Origin of the sequence: Mucilaginibacter sp. PAMC 26640 (genome assembly GCA_001596135.1) — a bacterium.
GTDB lineage: Bacteria > Bacteroidota > Bacteroidia > Sphingobacteriales > Sphingobacteriaceae > Mucilaginibacter.
Genome location: CP014773.1, coordinates 1,352,457 through 1,369,640, shown reverse-complemented (window position 1 = coordinate 1,369,640; position 17,184 = coordinate 1,352,457). Strand labels below are relative to the sequence as shown.

At 42.3% G+C, this 17,184-nt stretch carries 16 protein-coding genes, 1 tRNA gene and 1 pseudogene; 8 read left to right on the top strand and 10 right to left on the bottom strand.

Annotation, left to right across the window (positions count from 1 at the left end; all coding sequences use genetic code 11):
- Positions 1-63: 63 nt before the first annotated feature.
- Complete coding sequence (locus A0256_05885; protein AMR30987.1) at positions 64-336, bottom strand: hypothetical protein; 273 nt, start codon at positions 334-336, stop codon at positions 64-66.
- Positions 337-589: 253 nt separating this feature from the next.
- On the opposite strand from A0256_05885, the pseudogene A0256_05880 reads away from it, so the two are divergent.
- Positions 590-1,087: pseudogene (locus A0256_05880) on the top strand (hypothetical protein).
- 579 nt (positions 1,088-1,666) lie between these two features.
- The gene (locus A0256_05875) at positions 1,667-4,621 is read left to right on the top strand and encodes a hypothetical protein (GenBank protein ID AMR30986.1); all 2,955 of its coding nucleotides are present in this window, start codon (positions 1,667-1,669) and stop codon (positions 4,619-4,621) included.
- Positions 4,622-4,682: 61 nt separating this feature from the next.
- Here the strand turns inward: A0256_05875 and A0256_05870 are convergent, their stop codons facing one another.
- From A0256_05870 to A0256_05850, 5 genes are all read right to left on the bottom strand, one after another.
- Complete coding sequence (locus A0256_05870; GenBank protein ID AMR30985.1) at positions 4,683-5,057, bottom strand: response regulator receiver protein; 375 nt, start codon at positions 5,055-5,057, stop codon at positions 4,683-4,685.
- Positions 5,058-5,269: 212 nt separating this feature from the next.
- Positions 5,270-6,808, bottom strand: a complete 1,539-nt coding sequence (locus A0256_05865) for a magnesium chelatase (protein AMR30984.1) — start codon at positions 6,806-6,808, stop codon at positions 5,270-5,272.
- A gap of 189 nt (positions 6,809-6,997) precedes the next feature.
- Positions 6,998-8,002, bottom strand: coding sequence for a hypothetical protein (locus tag A0256_05860; GenBank protein AMR30983.1), 1,005 nt, complete (start codon positions 8,000-8,002; stop codon positions 6,998-7,000).
- Complete coding sequence (locus A0256_05855; protein ID AMR30982.1) at positions 7,989-8,174, bottom strand: hypothetical protein; 186 nt, start codon at positions 8,172-8,174, stop codon at positions 7,989-7,991. The genes A0256_05860 and A0256_05855 overlap by 14 nt, the downstream gene beginning before the upstream one ends.
- A gap of 54 nt (positions 8,175-8,228) precedes the next feature.
- Positions 8,229-8,612, bottom strand: a complete 384-nt coding sequence (locus A0256_05850; GenBank protein AMR30981.1) for a hypothetical protein — start codon at positions 8,610-8,612, stop codon at positions 8,229-8,231.
- Positions 8,613-8,762: 150 nt separating this feature from the next.
- On the opposite strand from A0256_05850, the gene A0256_05845 reads away from it, so the two are divergent.
- Together A0256_05845 and A0256_05840 are read left to right on the top strand one after the other, a co-directional pair.
- Entirely contained in the window at positions 8,763-9,176 is a 414-nt protein-coding gene (locus A0256_05845; GenBank protein AMR30980.1) for a hypothetical protein, read from the top strand.
- A 68-nt stretch (positions 9,177-9,244) separates the two neighbouring features.
- Positions 9,245-9,445 (top strand): hypothetical protein, encoded by a 201-nt coding sequence (locus tag A0256_05840; protein AMR30979.1) that lies wholly within the window; start codon positions 9,245-9,247, stop codon positions 9,443-9,445.
- A 25-nt stretch (positions 9,446-9,470) separates the two neighbouring features.
- Here A0256_05840 and A0256_05835 read toward each other — a convergent pair whose 3' ends face one another.
- Complete coding sequence (locus A0256_05835) at positions 9,471-11,687, bottom strand: hypothetical protein (protein ID AMR30978.1); 2,217 nt, start codon at positions 11,685-11,687, stop codon at positions 9,471-9,473.
- A gap of 264 nt (positions 11,688-11,951) precedes the next feature.
- Here A0256_05835 and A0256_05830 point away from each other — a divergent pair, with 264 nt between their 5' ends.
- Both A0256_05830 and A0256_05825 read left to right on the top strand, forming a co-directional pair.
- Entirely contained in the window at positions 11,952-12,809 is an 858-nt protein-coding gene (locus A0256_05830; GenBank protein AMR30977.1) for a hypothetical protein, read from the top strand.
- 241 nt (positions 12,810-13,050) lie between these two features.
- Positions 13,051-13,425, top strand: coding sequence for a hypothetical protein (locus A0256_05825; protein AMR30976.1), 375 nt, complete (start codon positions 13,051-13,053; stop codon positions 13,423-13,425).
- 63 nt (positions 13,426-13,488) lie between these two features.
- On the opposite strand, the gene A0256_05820 is transcribed toward A0256_05825, so the two are convergent.
- From A0256_05820 to A0256_05810, 3 genes are all read right to left on the bottom strand, one after another.
- A tRNA-Pro gene (locus tag A0256_05820) sits at positions 13,489-13,562 on the bottom strand.
- A gap of 547 nt (positions 13,563-14,109) precedes the next feature.
- A complete protein-coding gene (locus A0256_05815; GenBank protein ID AMR30975.1) occupies positions 14,110-14,469 on the bottom strand; it encodes a hypothetical protein in 360 nt (119 codons plus the stop codon).
- A gap of 44 nt (positions 14,470-14,513) precedes the next feature.
- A complete protein-coding gene (locus A0256_05810) occupies positions 14,514-14,924 on the bottom strand; it encodes a hypothetical protein (protein ID AMR30974.1) in 411 nt (136 codons plus the stop codon).
- Positions 14,925-15,398: 474 nt separating this feature from the next.
- Between A0256_05810 and A0256_05805 the strand changes: the two genes are divergently transcribed.
- Together A0256_05805 and A0256_05800 are read left to right on the top strand one after the other, a co-directional pair.
- Positions 15,399-15,833, top strand: a complete 435-nt coding sequence (locus tag A0256_05805) for a hypothetical protein (GenBank protein ID AMR30973.1) — start codon at positions 15,399-15,401, stop codon at positions 15,831-15,833.
- A 30-nt stretch (positions 15,834-15,863) separates the two neighbouring features.
- Complete coding sequence (locus tag A0256_05800) at positions 15,864-17,126, top strand: MFS transporter (protein ID AMR30972.1); 1,263 nt, start codon at positions 15,864-15,866, stop codon at positions 17,124-17,126.
- Positions 17,127-17,184: the final 58 nt, after the last annotated feature.

Below are 17,184 nucleotides of genomic sequence, written 5' to 3'. Positions count from 1 at the left end.
AACCCTCGCTGAATTAGCGGGGGTTTTTTATGTGGAAAAAAATTCGACGGGAAGATTGAAAATTTATTTTAACTGGCTGATATTTTCAAAAAAAGCCGCCTGAAGATCCAATAATGAATTAACATTCACTTTTTCACCATAGGTATCAAAACAAAGAAATCTGACGCTGGCTGGGTCACTACTTTTGGAATTCTCAAAAAAATTGAAAGTCTCAAAAAAATAATGACTGGTCGTGACTTTATTTTTAAGATTTGTTTGTGATGCATTGAGCGTGAAGCCAATAGCATCAATCCAGGCATGTATTTTGCCGTGGAGATTCTTCCCGATATTGTCCATAGGTTAATTGGTTTTAATGTTAAACGAAAAGATTTACATAAAAGTTGCAGCAATAAAAATGTTCATTTTGCACACCGGTGCATAAGGTTTGTTAGCAACAACTACTTATACACAGATTACTCATATTAGTAATTGTATTTATGGCAATCTAATATTGAAACTTATTAACATTTCCCCCGTACAAGGACACTCTAACGTCACCAATATGAAGATAACCAATACTCTTTTTGTAATTTCAGTAACTTGCTTATTAAGCCTTGGCGCTTGCAAAAAAACGATAACGCCTGGTCCGGCTGGTGCAACAGGGGCCGATGGCGCCACTGGGGCTACAGGAGCCACCGGGGCGGCAGGTCCACAAGGCCCGCAGGGTGCTACCGGAGCTACCGGTGCCACGGGCGCGCCGGGCTCAAGTACAGGCACACCCGGAGCAACTGGAGCTACCGGAGCAACCGGAGCAACAGGTGCAACAGGTGCAACAGGGCCCGCCGGGGCGAATGGAACTAATGGTACTAATGGAGCAGACGGCGCACAAGGACCGGCTGGACCGGCAGGTGCAACAGGCGCTACCGGAGCTACAGGGCAAACAGGTGCGCAAGGACCGGCTGGTGCAACCGGACAAACCGGTGCAACCGGTGCAACTGGCGCAGCAGGCGCACAGGGGCCGGCAGGAGCGACTGGAGCAACAGGAGCAACAGGAGCAACAGGTGCAACAGGTGCTGCAGGTGCTACCGGCGCGGCAGGTGCTGATGGAAACGCTAACGTTGACAGCTATCTCTTAACTAATCAAAGTGTATTTTTAACCGGTTTTACCACCTTCAGCGTATCTGCTATCACACAAGACGTTGTAGATAAAGGCGTGGTGTTGATTTTCTTCCGGATTTCGGGCAGCAACACCGGCTACTACGCATTGCCATATTCTGAAGCAGGACAAACTTTAGCACTGTCATCTTATGACGTTGGATACATTAGTGTAAAATCTAATTTCACTGCAAGCGGTTTAGATTTTAGGGTAGTTATACTTAAAGGTACCACCCTAACCGGCTTTTCTGCATCGCACCCGGGTGTAAACGTAAACAATTACACGCAACTGGCTTCGGCAATACACTTGTCTAACCAGTAATATAGCCTACTACTAATTTTCTTATCAACAATCATCAAAGCCCTGCAAATGCGGGGCTTTTTGTTTGCAGATGTAACAATAATATTGCTATGGCTATTATAATATGTAACAATGATATGATTGATAATCAATTAACCACATTAAAGTGAACATTTGTATACTATCTGTGTACTAGTGGTGGGGATATTACCACCAATTGTTAAAAATATTATGAAATACATTTTTTTACTTGTTGCCATTTTAACCTGCACCGCCATCAGATCAAATGCGCAGGCCACCCGCACGTTGCGCGGAACGGTAATAGATTCCACTAAAATTACGCTGCCTGGTAGCAGTATTAAAATAGAATCGGACCAGGGCGACAATTTGACAACTACAGCCGATGTGAACGGGGCCTTCGTTTTCCCGGCTGTTAAGGGAAGCAAAATCACCCTAACCATATCATCAATCGGCTACCAGGGCTTAATTAAACATTACACACTTGATAACGATGCCAAACCTGTATCGTTGCCACCAATCATCCTAAAATCTGATGTAAGGCAACTCAACGGTGTAACCGTTGTGGGCGTTAACCCCGTTGTTTTTAAAGAGGATACCATCCAATACAGCGTCTCAGCATACAAAGTTCGGGAAAACGCACCTATTGAGGATGTCCTGAAAAAGATCCCGGGGATAGATGTAGCTAAAGACGGAACCGTTACTGCCCAGGGCAAACAGGTTACCAAAGTTAGGGTAAATGGCAAAGACTTTTTTGGAGGTGACGTACTTAGCGCAACTAAAAACCTACCTGCAGATGTGATAGAAAGTGTACAGGTAGTGGATGATTACGGTGATCAGGCAAATTTAACCGGCGTAAAAACAGGTGAGCCAACTAAAGTGCTGAACTTCACTATCCGTAAAGATAAAAACTACGGTTACTTTGGCCAGGCCACTGCCGGCGACGGATCTGACCTATTGCCTAAACAGCCCGGAGTAACAAATGATAACCGGTACGTAGGCCTGCTAAACTTCTTTAAATTTAAGGGCGATCAGCAGATCTCCGTTTTGGGTAGCATCAACAATACTAACGTTAATACATTTAGCTTTGGTTCTGCAACAGGCGGAGCCGCAGGCGGTGGTGGTTTTGGCGGCGGGGGCGGCGGTGGCCGTGGCAATGCATTGAGAGGCGGAAACAATGGCTCTACCACCAATGCCAATGGTATAACCAATGCACGTTCTATTGGCCTTAATTTCAGGGATCAATGGGGTAAACATGTATCGGTTTATGGCAGCTATAGCTTTAGCAACAACACCACATTTACCAACTCTACCATTTTACAAACCAATAATTTTCAAACACCCAGTACCAGTAACCAAATCAGCCAGGAAACCAGCAACCCCATCAATCACCGGTTTAATTTTAATATAGAATGGAAGCCCGACACCGTAAACTATTTAAAGTTAACACCTAACTTTTCCTATTCCGGCAGCGATGTAAATAGCTTCGATAATGTTACTTCTACCCGTAACAGCATTACCAACCTGGCTTACACCTCAACTTCTATCACTAATTCTTCTGCTCCAAACTACGGTATCAATGGGTTGTACAATCACCGTTTTAATGGCCATGGAAGAAATCTAAGTATCAACTTTAACGCTTCCACGAGTAAAACCAACCAATACGATAATCCAATTTATAATTACACCATTGGCACCGGCACCGCGCCTGCTAACCAGGTGATCAACACAGACAGCCGTACCAATACCTATGGCGTAAATTTCTCCTACCTGGAACCGATAAGCAAACACGGCTTTTTAGAAGCCAACTACGCGTATAACCACAATTATAACACCAGCGACAAACGGACTGACGTATTGGACACCATATCCAACTCATTTTCCCGCGATGCGCTGCTTAGCAACCAGTACAATTATACTTTCACCACCAACCGCTTTGGTTTAAATTACCGACTGGTAGAAGCTAAATACAATTTAACGCTGGGCGTGGGTGCACAACCAGCTACTTTAGAAGGTTTCTCCTCACGCACTACACAGCCTACAAAAGTCACTACCTTTAACATTATACCAACCGCCAGATATGTGTATAACTTCTCAAGAAGCCAGTCTTTTAGTGTAAACTACAATGGCAGCAGTAACCAGCCGGCCTTCAATCAAATACAACCGGTTATTGATTTTTCCAACGCGCTTTATCCTGTACAGGGTAATGCCAACCTGAACCCGGAGTTTACCAATAGCCTGCAACTTCGTTATAACAAATTCAGCTTTCAAACGGGTAACATCTTCTTCACTAATTTCTCTGTTACCCAAACTGACAATAAGATCGTTTCTAACACCATCGTATATCCAAAATACACACAGGCTTTTTTAGCAACAGCTACCGAGCAACAAAAAAGACTGCAAAACACCAATTTAACGCAGTATTTAAACGCCGACGGCTATTACCAGATAAATGGTGGCGTGGTTTACGCAAAACCCTGGAGCGAGCGTAAATACACCCTTATTCTCAATACCAATTTAACTTACACCAATAATATAGGTTATTCTCAATCGGCAGATAGTACAAATTCTGATATCCTGACACCGATAGAAAAAAACATCGCCAAGACACTGACATTAACGCCAAGCTTGCGTTTCAGGACCAATATTACCGATGTTATTGATGCTGAAGCAAGCACCAGCTATGCCATCAACAAAACTACAAACTCTTTAAACACTGCCCTTTACAGTGCCAATACCGATATCAGGGTATGGAACTTAGGCCTCAGTGGTAAAAATTATTTCTGGAAAGACTGGACGCTTAGTTACGATTACACCAAACAATTGAACTATGGCTATGCAAGCAGCCTCAACGTTAAAAACCCCAATCTGTTTAATGCTTACGTAGAACGACGTTTTTTAAAAGATCACAGAGGCACCTTAAGATTTGCTACCTATGATATTTTCAATGAAAACACTGGTTTTTCTACCACAACAAACGGTAGCATCGTAACGCAAACCAATGTAAACCGGTTGGGCAGATATTTCCTGGTAACGTTTACCTTGCGTCTGCAAAAATTCTCTGGCAAAAGCCCAAGCCAGGATCCGGGTCGCGGTTTTAGAAATGGCGGCGGCGGACCAGGCGGTGGCGGACCAGGTGGCGGCGGACCAGGTGGACCGCCGATGTAATGCTAAAAAAAAAAGCCATCTGGAAATTCCAGATGGCTTTTTAAATAAATAATATGAATGCCTACTGATCTATCAAAACGGTACTGATCACTCGTTCCAATTCTTCCAGATCAAACGGTTTAGCAAGGTATGTTTCTGCACCGGCATGGTCTGCCAATAATTGGATATCGCTGTTAGCAGAAAAATAAACAACGGGTATATTTTTCAGTTTATCATCTTTCTTTAACGTTTGTGTAGCAACAATGCCGCCTGCATCCGGGATCCAATTGTCCATCAGGATCACGTCTGGCATAATACCAGAAACTTTTTCTATAATATCATTACAATCGGTAAAGGTGCTTACCTCCCAGCCTTGTTCCTCTAATATGTAGCTGCAGATTGACAAGATATCCTCGTCATCATCGAAAATAATAATTTTTTTGGGCACTTTATTCATAGGGGATGAGCGGGTGAAGCTATAAATTACTTTTAAAAGATGCAAATTTTTTAATTAAAACGCCAAGGGTGTTTAAACATCCAATTTGACGGACAGGCCCATTTGTTTGCCCTTATAAAAATAAGGTAACTGCAATCAAATGAACACATTAAAAGCACTATAACAAACATGTTACATCAAACGGCCTATTGTCAAAGCATTTAATGAGGGGCTTATCCCGCCCACCCTTCTCTATCCAAACTTCTAAAATGGATCGCTTCTGCCAGGTGCTCCAGTAAAATTTCGTCGCTGCCTGCCAGGTCCGCAATGGTGCGCGATACCTTCAATATACGGTCATAAGCACGCGCGGAAAGCCCCAGTTTTTCCATCGCTTTTTTTAGCAAAGTTTGCCCGGCCTGGCTTATTTTGCAAATCTCCCTAACCATTTGCGGGCTCATCTGCGCGTTTGCATGCAAATCTGGCTTGGTTCCAAATCGCTCGGTTTGCTTTTCCCGGGCCAGGATCACCCTGTCGCGAATAAACTCGCTTTTTTCCGCAAGCCGGTCAGATGATAATTCGCTAAAATTCACCGGGGTAACTTCCACATGCAGATCAATCCTATCCAGCAGCGGGCCAGAGATCTTGCTTAAATATTTTTGTACCGTACCGGGCGGGCAAATACACTCTTTCTCCGGGTGGTTATAATAACCGCAAGGGCATGGGTTCATGCTGGCTATCAGCATAAAACTGCTCGGATAATCTACCGTAAATTTAGCACGGGATATGGTTACCCGGCGTTCCTCCAGTGGCTGGCGCATCACCTCCAGTGCGCTGCGTTTAAATTCGGGGAATTCATCCAAAAACAACACGCCATTATGCGCCAGCGAAATCTCGCCGGGCTGCGGGTTGCTCCCTCCGCCCACAAGTGCTACATCGCTAATGGTGTGATGCGGCGATCTGAATGGCCGGGTAGTTACCAACGCATCGGCAGCGGATAATTTCCCTGCGACGGAATGGATCTTGGTGGTTTCTAAAGATTCATGTAAGCTCAGTGGCGGCAATAAAGATGGCAGGCGCCTGGCCAGCATGGTTTTTCCAGCCCCCGGCGGGCCGATCAGTATTACGTTATGGCCACCGGCAGCAGCAATCTCCAACGCGCGTTTGATATTTTCCTGCCCGCGTACGTCACTAAAATCGCTATCGTAATTGGTAAGGCTGTCATAAAACTCTTCCCTTGTATTAACTACCTCCCGCTCTAACAAGCCGGTGCCATTAAAAAAGTCGGCAACCTGTTTAATATTTTCCACACCGTAAACCTCAAGTTCATTTACAATGGCGGCCTCTCTGGCATTTTGCTTGGGAAGGATGAAGCCTTTATATTTCTCTTTTCGGGCTTGTACAGAAATCGGCAAAGCACCTTTTATCGGCTGCAGACTGCCATCTAATGACAGCTCGCCCATAATGAGGTATATATCCAGCTCGTCAGATTCTATCTGCCCTGAGGCTGCCAATACGCCAACGGCAATGGTAAGGTCATAAGAGGATCCTTCTTTTTTGATATCCGCAGGGGCCATGTTAACCACCACCTGCTGGCGTGGCATCCGGTAGCCACAATTCTTCAGGGCAGAATCTATGCGGAAATAACTTTCCTTAATGGCTACATCCGGGAGGCCCACTACAAAGTATTTGGTGCCGGATGCAATATTCACTTCCACGGTTATGGTTATCGCCTGGATCCCATAAACCGCACTCCCAAAGGTTTTAACTAACACAATTGATAAGGTTTTTATAAACCGAAAGATATAGATTTTTTTTGAGAGGAGGATAACCGCTTAGCCGAGTTGATCAGGTGCTTTTTTAAACCTTTCCAAACCAGAAAATTAACCTCACACCAGTCAAAATGCCAGCTTTTTTGCAGGTATTATCAGCCACTAAGAACTAACCTCGTTTTAGGGAATATGTCAATCCACCGTATGTATCGTTCGCTCTTTCCGCTTAATAAAGGGCTTTTCGATAAAGAACCAGGATAAGGCAGCAAGCACAACGGTTAGTAATATCAGAACGGGAATGCTGAGGTAACCTACCCATTTTAATTCAACGGCTATGGTAATGATGAGCCCGTGATACATATAAATACCATAAGAAATATCGTTTCGCCGCAGCAGTTTACCGGCCAAACCAGGCAAGGTGTACGCCATGGACAGCAACGTGAAAGCGAGGAATATAAACTGCATAAGTGTAAAGTAAACCGCCTCTATCCTGTCGAAAAAGAACAAGGTAAAAGCAACGTATGGAACTATCCAGTAAAGCGCCTTGCCATAAATAAACGCGGATTGATAGATGCGCAGCCTTTGGAAAATAACGCCCAGTAAAAAAAGGTAGAAATGCGGTATAAAGGTGTAGTCGAGTAGCTTTGTTAACTTGCTGCTAAGCGGCAGCAGGCTGCAGGCGATATACAGCACTACAAACCCTAAAAATAAAGTAATGAACCAAAAATTCATTTGACGTTTCGGTGCCAGCAAAAAGCAAACAGGCAGCACCATATAAAACTGTAGTTCGATAGGGATGGTCCACAAACTACCGTTGTAGGAACCGAAGCCGTAATTGGCCAAAAAGTGGGGTGTGTAAATAAGACCCGTCAACTGAGCCGGCAGCCAGGCTATTGTTTCCTTATTGAGAAAATTCACTCCGGTTAAAGTAAAAACAACTAGTGTGACTATTATACAGCCCCAAAGGCCAGGGTAAATTCTAAGCGCACGATTACGGGCATAGTTTTTTAACCCGCTGTTACGTTCATAGGATGCCGAGATAAGATAACCGCTAATAATAAAAAAAACGGGCACCCCCGGGAACAAGTAAATGATTTTTAACCAGGTGTGACTCAAAGGTATTTTAAGATGCTCAAAATAATGATCGAAAATCACTTCTATTGCCGCCAGTAACCGTAGCAAATCAAAATTGTTCAACCTGAAGTCTCGCTTGTCGCTCATTAATTAACCGGGATATCTCAGCGAAAGATATAGAATAAAACTTCGTTTTGATAATAGACTGATGTTTTATCTGCGGAAGCCTATTCAGAAATACAATTCGCAAAAAGAATTGCACAAACAATGCTTGCTCATCATACCCAAAAAGCATTGCAATAAAAAAGGCGCAAAATGTGGGCCTTAAAAATCCTGAGCATGGGTAGTTTTAGCAGATAAAACTTAACCCACAGGCTATAAAAACGTTAAGCAGCAAAGCTGCAGAACATAGGTTCATATTACGGCGGGTAGTAATGTGCGCCATGTGCAAATTAACTTTACTAAACCATTTGTTGTTTAAGAGGATCAGGTGATTGATGAGCAAGAAAAAAACCGCGCCTACAACGATAGCCAGGCAGGTGCCCATCCCAATGTTGATGAACTGGCCTTTGATCATTAGCTTGGTGAATAACATAGCGTTGGTAAGCAGCACAACCAGCAAAAAACTTACGTTAAAAATTGATTTAAATTCTGGCAAGCTTCTACCCTGCCCAAAGTTTTTAAAGTTCCACCTGTAAAAAGATACATAAATGGATTGATAGCTTTTTAACATAACATGCGGTGTTTAAGGTTAACAATATTGTTATTATGACTGCCCCGGTATAATATAGTTTAACGCAGGGAAAGTTGTTTTGTTACGCAAAGTAAAATTAAATTCCGACAAATACAACATTTACCATATAAAAGGCTGAGAAGATCAATTATGAGTAAACTAAAAAAATATTATATCTTTATATCAATGCTAACCGGCACAATAAATAATAGCCTGTACGGCTACGTTAAACGCACAACGATTACTGTTGCGCTATTGTTGGGCCTGTTTTTTATTTCGGGGCACATCAAAAAAGTGCGCCATGTTCATGAAAGCACTTCAGTTCATCAAATTGAACTTTGCATAAAGAGTGCCCCCAAACTACAATGCGGTCAAGAGTGGCCGCAGTTTCAGGTTAAACACCATATCCTGATTAATGCCCAATTATCTGTTTATCCAAAGCCGATACTGTTTACCCGGTACATTGGCCATCAATCGCGCACCCAGGTGCAGCGCGCTCTTAATATTAAACCTTCACTTGCTTTCCAGGTGAAGCACCTGCAATATGCCGCGGGATTAAGTTAGCCCAAGTTACACCACCTTCTTCAATTGGTTTAATACCTACCCGGCTATAATGCTTTATTTTATTTCATGTGAAAAAATTCAAGCAATTTCTGAGGCTTTGCAGCCTTGTGCTCTTCTTATTTTTGGCCCTTACAGGCATTGCCGTAACTGGTGCAGCCCCGCCTCCTTCTAAGAAACAAAACGACTTTATTGATAGTGAAATCTTGATTGAGCTAGTTGATAAAAAGAAAAGCGAGGACGATGCAGAAAACGAAAGCAATTTAATATAAAGCGGCCTGCTTGGGGTGCTTATAATTAGTTTATGTGCTTACCTGCAGGGAGGGTAAACGAAAACACCGTACCAATGCCCGGTTCGCTGGTTACCCAGATCTTGCCGTTACATTTTTCTACCAGATCTTTGCAAAATAGCAGGCCAAGGCCGGTTCCAAGCTCGTTATTAGTTCCGGTTTTACTGTCTACTTTGGTTTTGAATAGTTTGGCGGCCTGTTGCACGGGCATGCCCACACCTGTATCTTTTATGGTTACCATTATAGTATCATCATCCTGAAAACCCGAAGACACTTCAATAGTATCACCCTTACCCGTAAACTTGATGGCATTGGTAATTAAATTCCTGATAACGATCCGGATAGAATTAGGATCTGCGGAGCCCATTAGCCCTTGCGGAACAGTCCCGATTAACGTTACGCCCTTATGGTTCGCCGCATCGCGATAATTATCTATCTCGCAATTTATTATATCGGATACCGAAAAGGTTGTTACCGAACTCACAAAACTTTCCATTTGGCTATTGATCCAAAAAAGCAGCGTATCTAAAAAGTCAGACGTGTACTCCAGTTTCTTTAGCACTTCGGGAATCATCGCCAGCATTTCCTCATGGGTGATAGAATCATCTACTAACAGATCAAACATCCCGCGGAGCGTACTTAACGGCGCCCGGAGATCATGTGCCAGTATTGAAATCAGTCTGTCTTTTAATTTATTCAGATCGTTTAGTTCGTAGGTTTGTTCATCGAGGCTTATTTTTTGCAGCACCACTTCCCTGTTCTTTTCTTCGAGCCGCGCATTTATTTTTTGCTGTTGACGTTTTTGCCGGTAGTAACTTGCCAGGATGATCACCATCGCTAAAATGATGATCCCGAAAATGATATTGAGTGACCGCTGTTCAGAAATTTTTTGCTTATAAAGCAGTGTCTGTTCCCTCTGCTGTTCCTGTAAGTGCTGTTCTTTGGTGCTGAAATCTAACTCATAATTATACGAGGTGAGTTTTTGGATACTTTCATTAGCCTTGAGCTTGGTTTTGAGCTCCATATACTGATTGAGATACAAATAGGCATCATCAAACCGCCCCAGGCCGGCCAGCGTTTTGCTTAGTTGCAGCGCGGCATTTGCTCTTACCTGTAAATTTCCCAGCTGAATGGCCAGCGCCTGGCCTCTCATAGCGTGGCTGTAGGCTTTACTATAATCTTTTTGCATGTTGTACGCAGTAGACAAACCAATTAACGCGTACGCCTGGTTAAACACATATTTGTACTTGCTTGATATGCTTAGCGCAGTATCAAGGTATTTGATAGCCAACTCACCCCGGCCCTGATTGGCGTAGCACAATCCTAAATCGGTATATAATGAGCACAAGCCATCAATATCTCCCTGGCTTTTTGCAACCTTTAGGGAGGTGCTCAGGTAACCAATAGCCTTTGTGTATTCTTTCTGAGCCAACAGCACTTCACCAATGTTTTCGTTTATGGTAGCAATGGCCTGGTAATTCTTTGTACCCTCAAACAGATCAAGTGCCCGTTGATAATTGTCAATAGCTTTTTGATACACCTCCATGTTTTGCAGTACCAGGCCTATATCATTGTACAGCTCGGCAGATGGCCCGGTGTAGTGGTTTTTTACAGCTATAAACAGCGCTTTATAATAAAAGTCCAGCGCTTTGGATAGGTCACCCTTGCTGTAATGAACCACACCGATGTTTTTGTAAATATCAGTCAGGGCTTTTTCGTCTTTAATTTTTTGGGTTATAAGCAAGGCCTGGTTGAGGTAGATAAGGGCCTGCCTATAATCCGCCAGCAGGGTATACATACGCCCGAGGTAAACATAGCAAGCGCTTAACCCTTTATAGTTTCCCAACCGTTTAAAAATAACTATCGCCTCATCAAAATCTTTCTGCGCCTTGTCTGATCGGCCCTTAAAATAGTTTACATGCCCCGTTTGCAACAAACCATCTGCAATGCCTTTATCGTATTTAATTTTGCGAGAAAGGGTAACACCTTTTTGGCCATAGTAAAATGCGCTGTCCGGGTTAGATTGAAAATAATCCTCGGCAAGTTTGTTAAGGCTATTGATGGTGGAGGTATCTGCAGGCGCCTGTGCTTTTAATGACGTTGCCAATAAATTCTTAATGCTATCAACCCGAACACCAGGGGTACTAGCCCGAAGTGGCGCATAATTTAGTAAAACTAAAAAAGCTACGCTTAATTTAAAAAAGCGTATGTGATTGATATACATTAATTTGATTGATTTTAACTACGTAGCGTTATACGAAAACACCGCTTATAAAAGTTTCTGATAAGGTAAATATATTTTGCCAGATGCCACTGCTGCAATCTGGCGTATTTTTTAAATACTGAGAGCTGCGCAATTACGCTGCAGACATTATTACACCGCATTCTCCTTTTCTCATTTATGAGCTATGATGCACTATCTACAACTAAAAAGCGTTAAGTACGTAAACCTCACCCTTAACTAATTTAATATCAAAAACATAAGTATATGAAAATCAAATTAATTATACCGGCATTGCTTGTTTTGGCAGTGGCGACGCAAAGTTGCGTAAGCTCAAAAAAATATAAAGAGTTACAAACCAACTATAACCAGCTGGACAGCAACACCCGCGATTTAAAAGGCAGATACCTTTTAAGCGAACGCAACCTGGCTGTAGCAAGTGGCCGCGTAACCAGCCTGGAAGAACAATTAGCATCAGAACGGTCAAACGCGAAACAGTTACAAGAGGCTTTAAACAAATGCTTAAACTCCAGCAGCCAGGGTAACGTAAATATCTCAAAACTGGTTGATGAGATCAACAGCTCTAACAAGTATATTCAACAACTGGTAAATGCCAAAAACAAAAGCGACTCGCTTAACATGGTATTAACCAACAATCTTACCCGCTCGTTAAGCGCTCAGGAAACACAGGACGTGAATATACAGGTACTAAAGGGTGTGGTTTACATCTCTTTATCTGACAATATGCTGTATAAATCAGGCAGCTACGAAATCTCCGACAAGGCAGGTGCTACGTTAGGCAAAATAGCTAAGATCATTAAAGATTACAGCACCTATGATGTATTGGTAGAGGGCAATACCGATAATATCCCTATCAGCCAAAAAAACATCCGTAACAATTGGGATCTGAGTGCTTTAAGGGCATCCTCTGTAGTGCAGGCCCTGCAAAACACCTACCAGGTAGATCCTAAACGCTTAACCGCCGGTGGTCGCGGCGAGTATAACCCTGTTGCTGATAACGCAACCGAAAGCGGTAAAGTGCAAAACAGGCGCACCCAAATTATTATTACCCCAAAACTCGACCAGTTTATGGAACTGATCAATAAAGCTCCTGAGAAACAATAACAGGTGTTTAAACGATAGCTTAAAGGCGGGAAGCGATTGCCCGTCTTTTTTTGCGCTATTGGTTATTTTGCCGGCGAAATGTACTTAAAAGCACATGCGGAAAATAATTCATGATCGCTATAGGATTGGCAAAAAATTAATAACTTTAGTCAGGTAATTTGCTTAGAATTACTTTAAAACATTCAAAACATATTAGCGTTATTATAGTTTGAGGCGCATATTTGTGCAGGAGTATTATTAGATGATTAAATTATTTGTAGGAGGTTTTCCACTGGAAATGGGAGAACTGGAGTTAGCAAAGCTATTTGCAATTCATGGAGATATCAGTACATTAAAAATTGTACGTGATAAAAAAACGCGCGTGTGCAAAGGCTATGCTTTTATAGAAATGGTTGACCGTACCGGTGCCGAGACTGCCATAGAAGCTTTGGATGGCACGATGCTGGAAGGAAAAAGTTTAAGTGTCAGCATCCGCGAAGAAGAACCTGCTGCACCGGTTAGAAAACCCTTCAACGGGCCCAGAACCGGTGGTTTCCGGGCGCCTTCTTCTACCTCGCGCAATAGTGGTAGTGCCGGTAGCGCCGAGCGGACCAAAAGGCCCAGAAGAGCGATTTGATCATATAAGGATCCATAAAAACAAAAGCCTTCACACGTTGCTCTGAAGGCTTTTGTTTTTATGTCGGGATGAGAAGATTCGAACTTCCGGCCTCCAGCACCCCATGTTGGCGCGATACCTGGCTACGCTACATCCCGAACTTTGGGGTTACAAATATAAATGGTTTGTTCGCACGTTCGCTAAGCCGTTAAATTTATTTTGTACTCATTAAGATCTTTCAGATAAGTTTGATAGCCTTCAAGTAACAGGTTACACAACCACCCACAAAATATTGTTATCAAACAATAATCATCAATATGAGCAAATACGGGAAACATACACGATAACCGGTCAATATCGTAGTCACTATTAAAAATTTCATTTTTCCGCCTTAGTTTTGGCTGATAGTCAAATTGTTGTGGAAAGGAACTCAAATGGACGAAATGTACGATAATATAATTAAACAATTAGATGTTGGCACAGCATACCAAAACATACTCTTCTATTTCTGTCTTTTTATCGTCATCTGCATCATTTTCGTTCAACATGCTACGCTAAGAAACCGCAAACCCAATTCAATATAATTCTCAATTCCCCAGATACCTGATAAGTCAATCAACCTAATAACTTCATATAGGTGCTGCGCAAATCAGTAATTGAGAACTATTAGGATGAAACACGTTTATCTAAAATTTACAGTCTTAATCAGTTGACGAATTTATTGATCACTGCTACCAGGTAATTAATATCAAATGGCTTTTTTATAAAAGCATCATATTGGAAATTACCAATTGCGATAGCCTGTTTGCTGTATGCAGACATCAACACCACAGGAATGTCTTTAGTATCTTTATTGGTTTTAATAAGCTTGCAGATTTGCCCACCTGTTAAACCAGGCAGCATATAATCCGTTAAAACAAGGTCTGGTTGCTGATCTTTTACTAAGCCTAAAATGTCTTCGGTTCCATCTACACCAAAAACTTCGAAGTTGTTGATATTTAGTACGGTGGTGGTTATGTCCAGTATGTCGCTGTCATCTTCTATGACAAGTATCTTTTTTTTCATCTGCTCTCTATGGGTCGGCTTAAACTGGTTTGCAATTATAAAATCTAAGCGGCCGCAAAAATTTCACGAAGGTTATCTAAATTAATTGGTTTATAAATAAAATTTTCAACCAACGAATTGGCTTGCGATTTTGCCAGATCGTTGTTATAAACAGAAGATGACAAGATATAGATATGGGTTTTTTTGATCCTATCCATATTTAAGCGTTTGTATTCATCCAGAAATTCCCAACCGTTCATTCCCGGCATGTTTAAATCCAAAAATATATAATCAGGCATAAGTTCCGGTTGCGTTTTAGCAATCTGGTTGAGTTTATCAATCGCATTGTGCCCACTGCTTATAGCATCCACATCAAGCGACTCATCTACCCTCTTAACCATCAATTTAAAAATCATGATATCGAGGGCCTCGTCATCAATTACAAAAATGCTCTTAGGTCGTTTACCAATAGTCATGAGCATTTAAACGACGGTTTGCTCAATTTGTTTTCCAAAACATTAATATCATATGCTTAAAAGCAACTCCGGTTAATCATAAATTAACAATTATTTAATTGTTAATCAATTTTCTTTGTTAGCAGGCTTAGGATCAAGCAAATAATAAAGTCCCCTTAGACTTGCTCTTTGGGGACTTAAACCTAAACCTTATCACAATGGGTATAGAAACCCAGTAGATGTAACAAATATATTACATTTAATTAATTTATCATGCACATTGCGTGTTATTGACACACAAAAAACCAGGCGTTTTTAAGCTCTTTAATATTTACGTGGTTTAGATACTTGAAAACCACACATTTAGGCATACTAAATATCTTGATTGGACTTAAATAGCTTAATCGACCTGTATTTTTTATGACATAATTATGATATTAATAATATATTCATAATCTATTTTTGTAAGGCAAACTTATTAGTTTAACTTATAAAATGTTCAGTATCGATAGAGAATTTTTGGCGGCCGAACTTCGTACGGTGATTACACGGCTGGTTAAAAAACTACGTAAGAAATCAGAGATCGGGCAGCAACTATCCCTTACACAGCGCTCAACATTGGCTACGCTTTATCAAAAGGAAATGTTGCCAAGTGAACTGGCTGCATTAGAAAAAATCACAAATCAATCTATGTCGCAGATCTTAAACCATCTGGAAGATTTGGAATTGATTAATCGTAAGGCATCGGAAACGGATAAACGCAAAGTGGTTGTTTCGATTTCCGACAAAGGAACAGACCTCCTTTTAAAGATGCGGGAAGAGCGTAATCATTGGCTAAGCAGAGCCATTGCAGACACTTGCGCGCCCCAAGAGCAGGAGATATTGTTAAAGGCAATAGGCCCCTTAACAAAACTGCTTGATTTTGAGTAGCCCATAAGTTTGCACACAAGGGTTCAAAGTATGACTATTACTACATTCAAGGCTTTCCGAAGCCGCAACTACCAGCTCTATTTTGCTGGTCAATCTATTTCTCTCATTGGCACATGGATGCAAAAAACTGCCGTTAGCTGGGTGGTGTATACGCATACGCACTCCACCTTTATGCTTGGGCTTACTTTATTTGCCAGCCAGTTTCCCTCATTTGTACTGTCCCTTTGGGGAGGCGTGGTGTCAGACAGGTACAATCGCTTCCGGGTATTGCTCGGCACGCAGGTGGCATCAATGATACAAGCTATTTTACTAACCATCCTCATTTTTACCAAAAACTACCAGGTTTGGGAGATCCTGGCGCTAAGCGTAGTGCTAGGCATCATCAACGCATTTGATGTGCCGGCCAGGCAATCATTGGTGTATGAAATGGTGGAGGATAAAGCAGATCTGCCAAATGCACTCGCGCTCAACTCTTCAATGGTGAACCTTTCCCGGCTAATAGGCCCTGGAATAGCGGGGCTGGTGCTGGAAAAATTTGGTGATGATATCTGTTTCGGAATCAATGCCGCCAGTTTTATTGCGGTTATCGGTTCGCTGCTCATGATGCGGCTACCTAAATACGAAGCCAAAACGCATGTTAAAAATGCTTTTGGTGAATTAAAGGAAGGGCTGGCTTATATCCGGCAAACGCCATCCATCCGGTTTATCATCCTTATGTTAGCGCTCATTAGTTTATTCGTGTTGCCATTCAGCACGCTGATACCCTATTATGCTAAGGATATCTTCCATGGTTCGGCGTCTACTTTCGGCGTTATCGACAGCTTTATTGGGCTCGGTGCTTTTTCAGGCGCAATTTTCCTGGCTTCCCAAAAACAAGGCAGTAATCTAAAAAAGATCCTGTTTATCAATACCATCGTGTTTGGCGCTGGCCTCATTCTCTTCTCACATGAAAAAAGCTATCCCTTGGCTTTGGTGTTTGTCACCATTGCGGGTTTTGGAATGATGTCTCAGATTACGGTGAGTAATACCATCATCCAAACCACCGTAGCACCCGATATGCGCGGCCGGGTAATCAGTTTTTACGCCATGGCCTTTTTTGGCATGCAACCTGTCGGCGGGCTCATTATCGGGTCGGTCTCAAAATGGATCGGCACCACAAACACCATGCTGTTGGAGGGCGTGGCGGCTTTAATTATTGCCGGGCTCCACTGGCGTTACCTGCACAAAGAAAAATTAAAAGCCCGGCAAGAGCACCTGATGGAGCAACCGGCCGTGGGAGTACATGCGGCATAAGTACATTTTTATTTATTTCATTTCGCAAATCAATTTCAAACACCATAATTATTAGTTA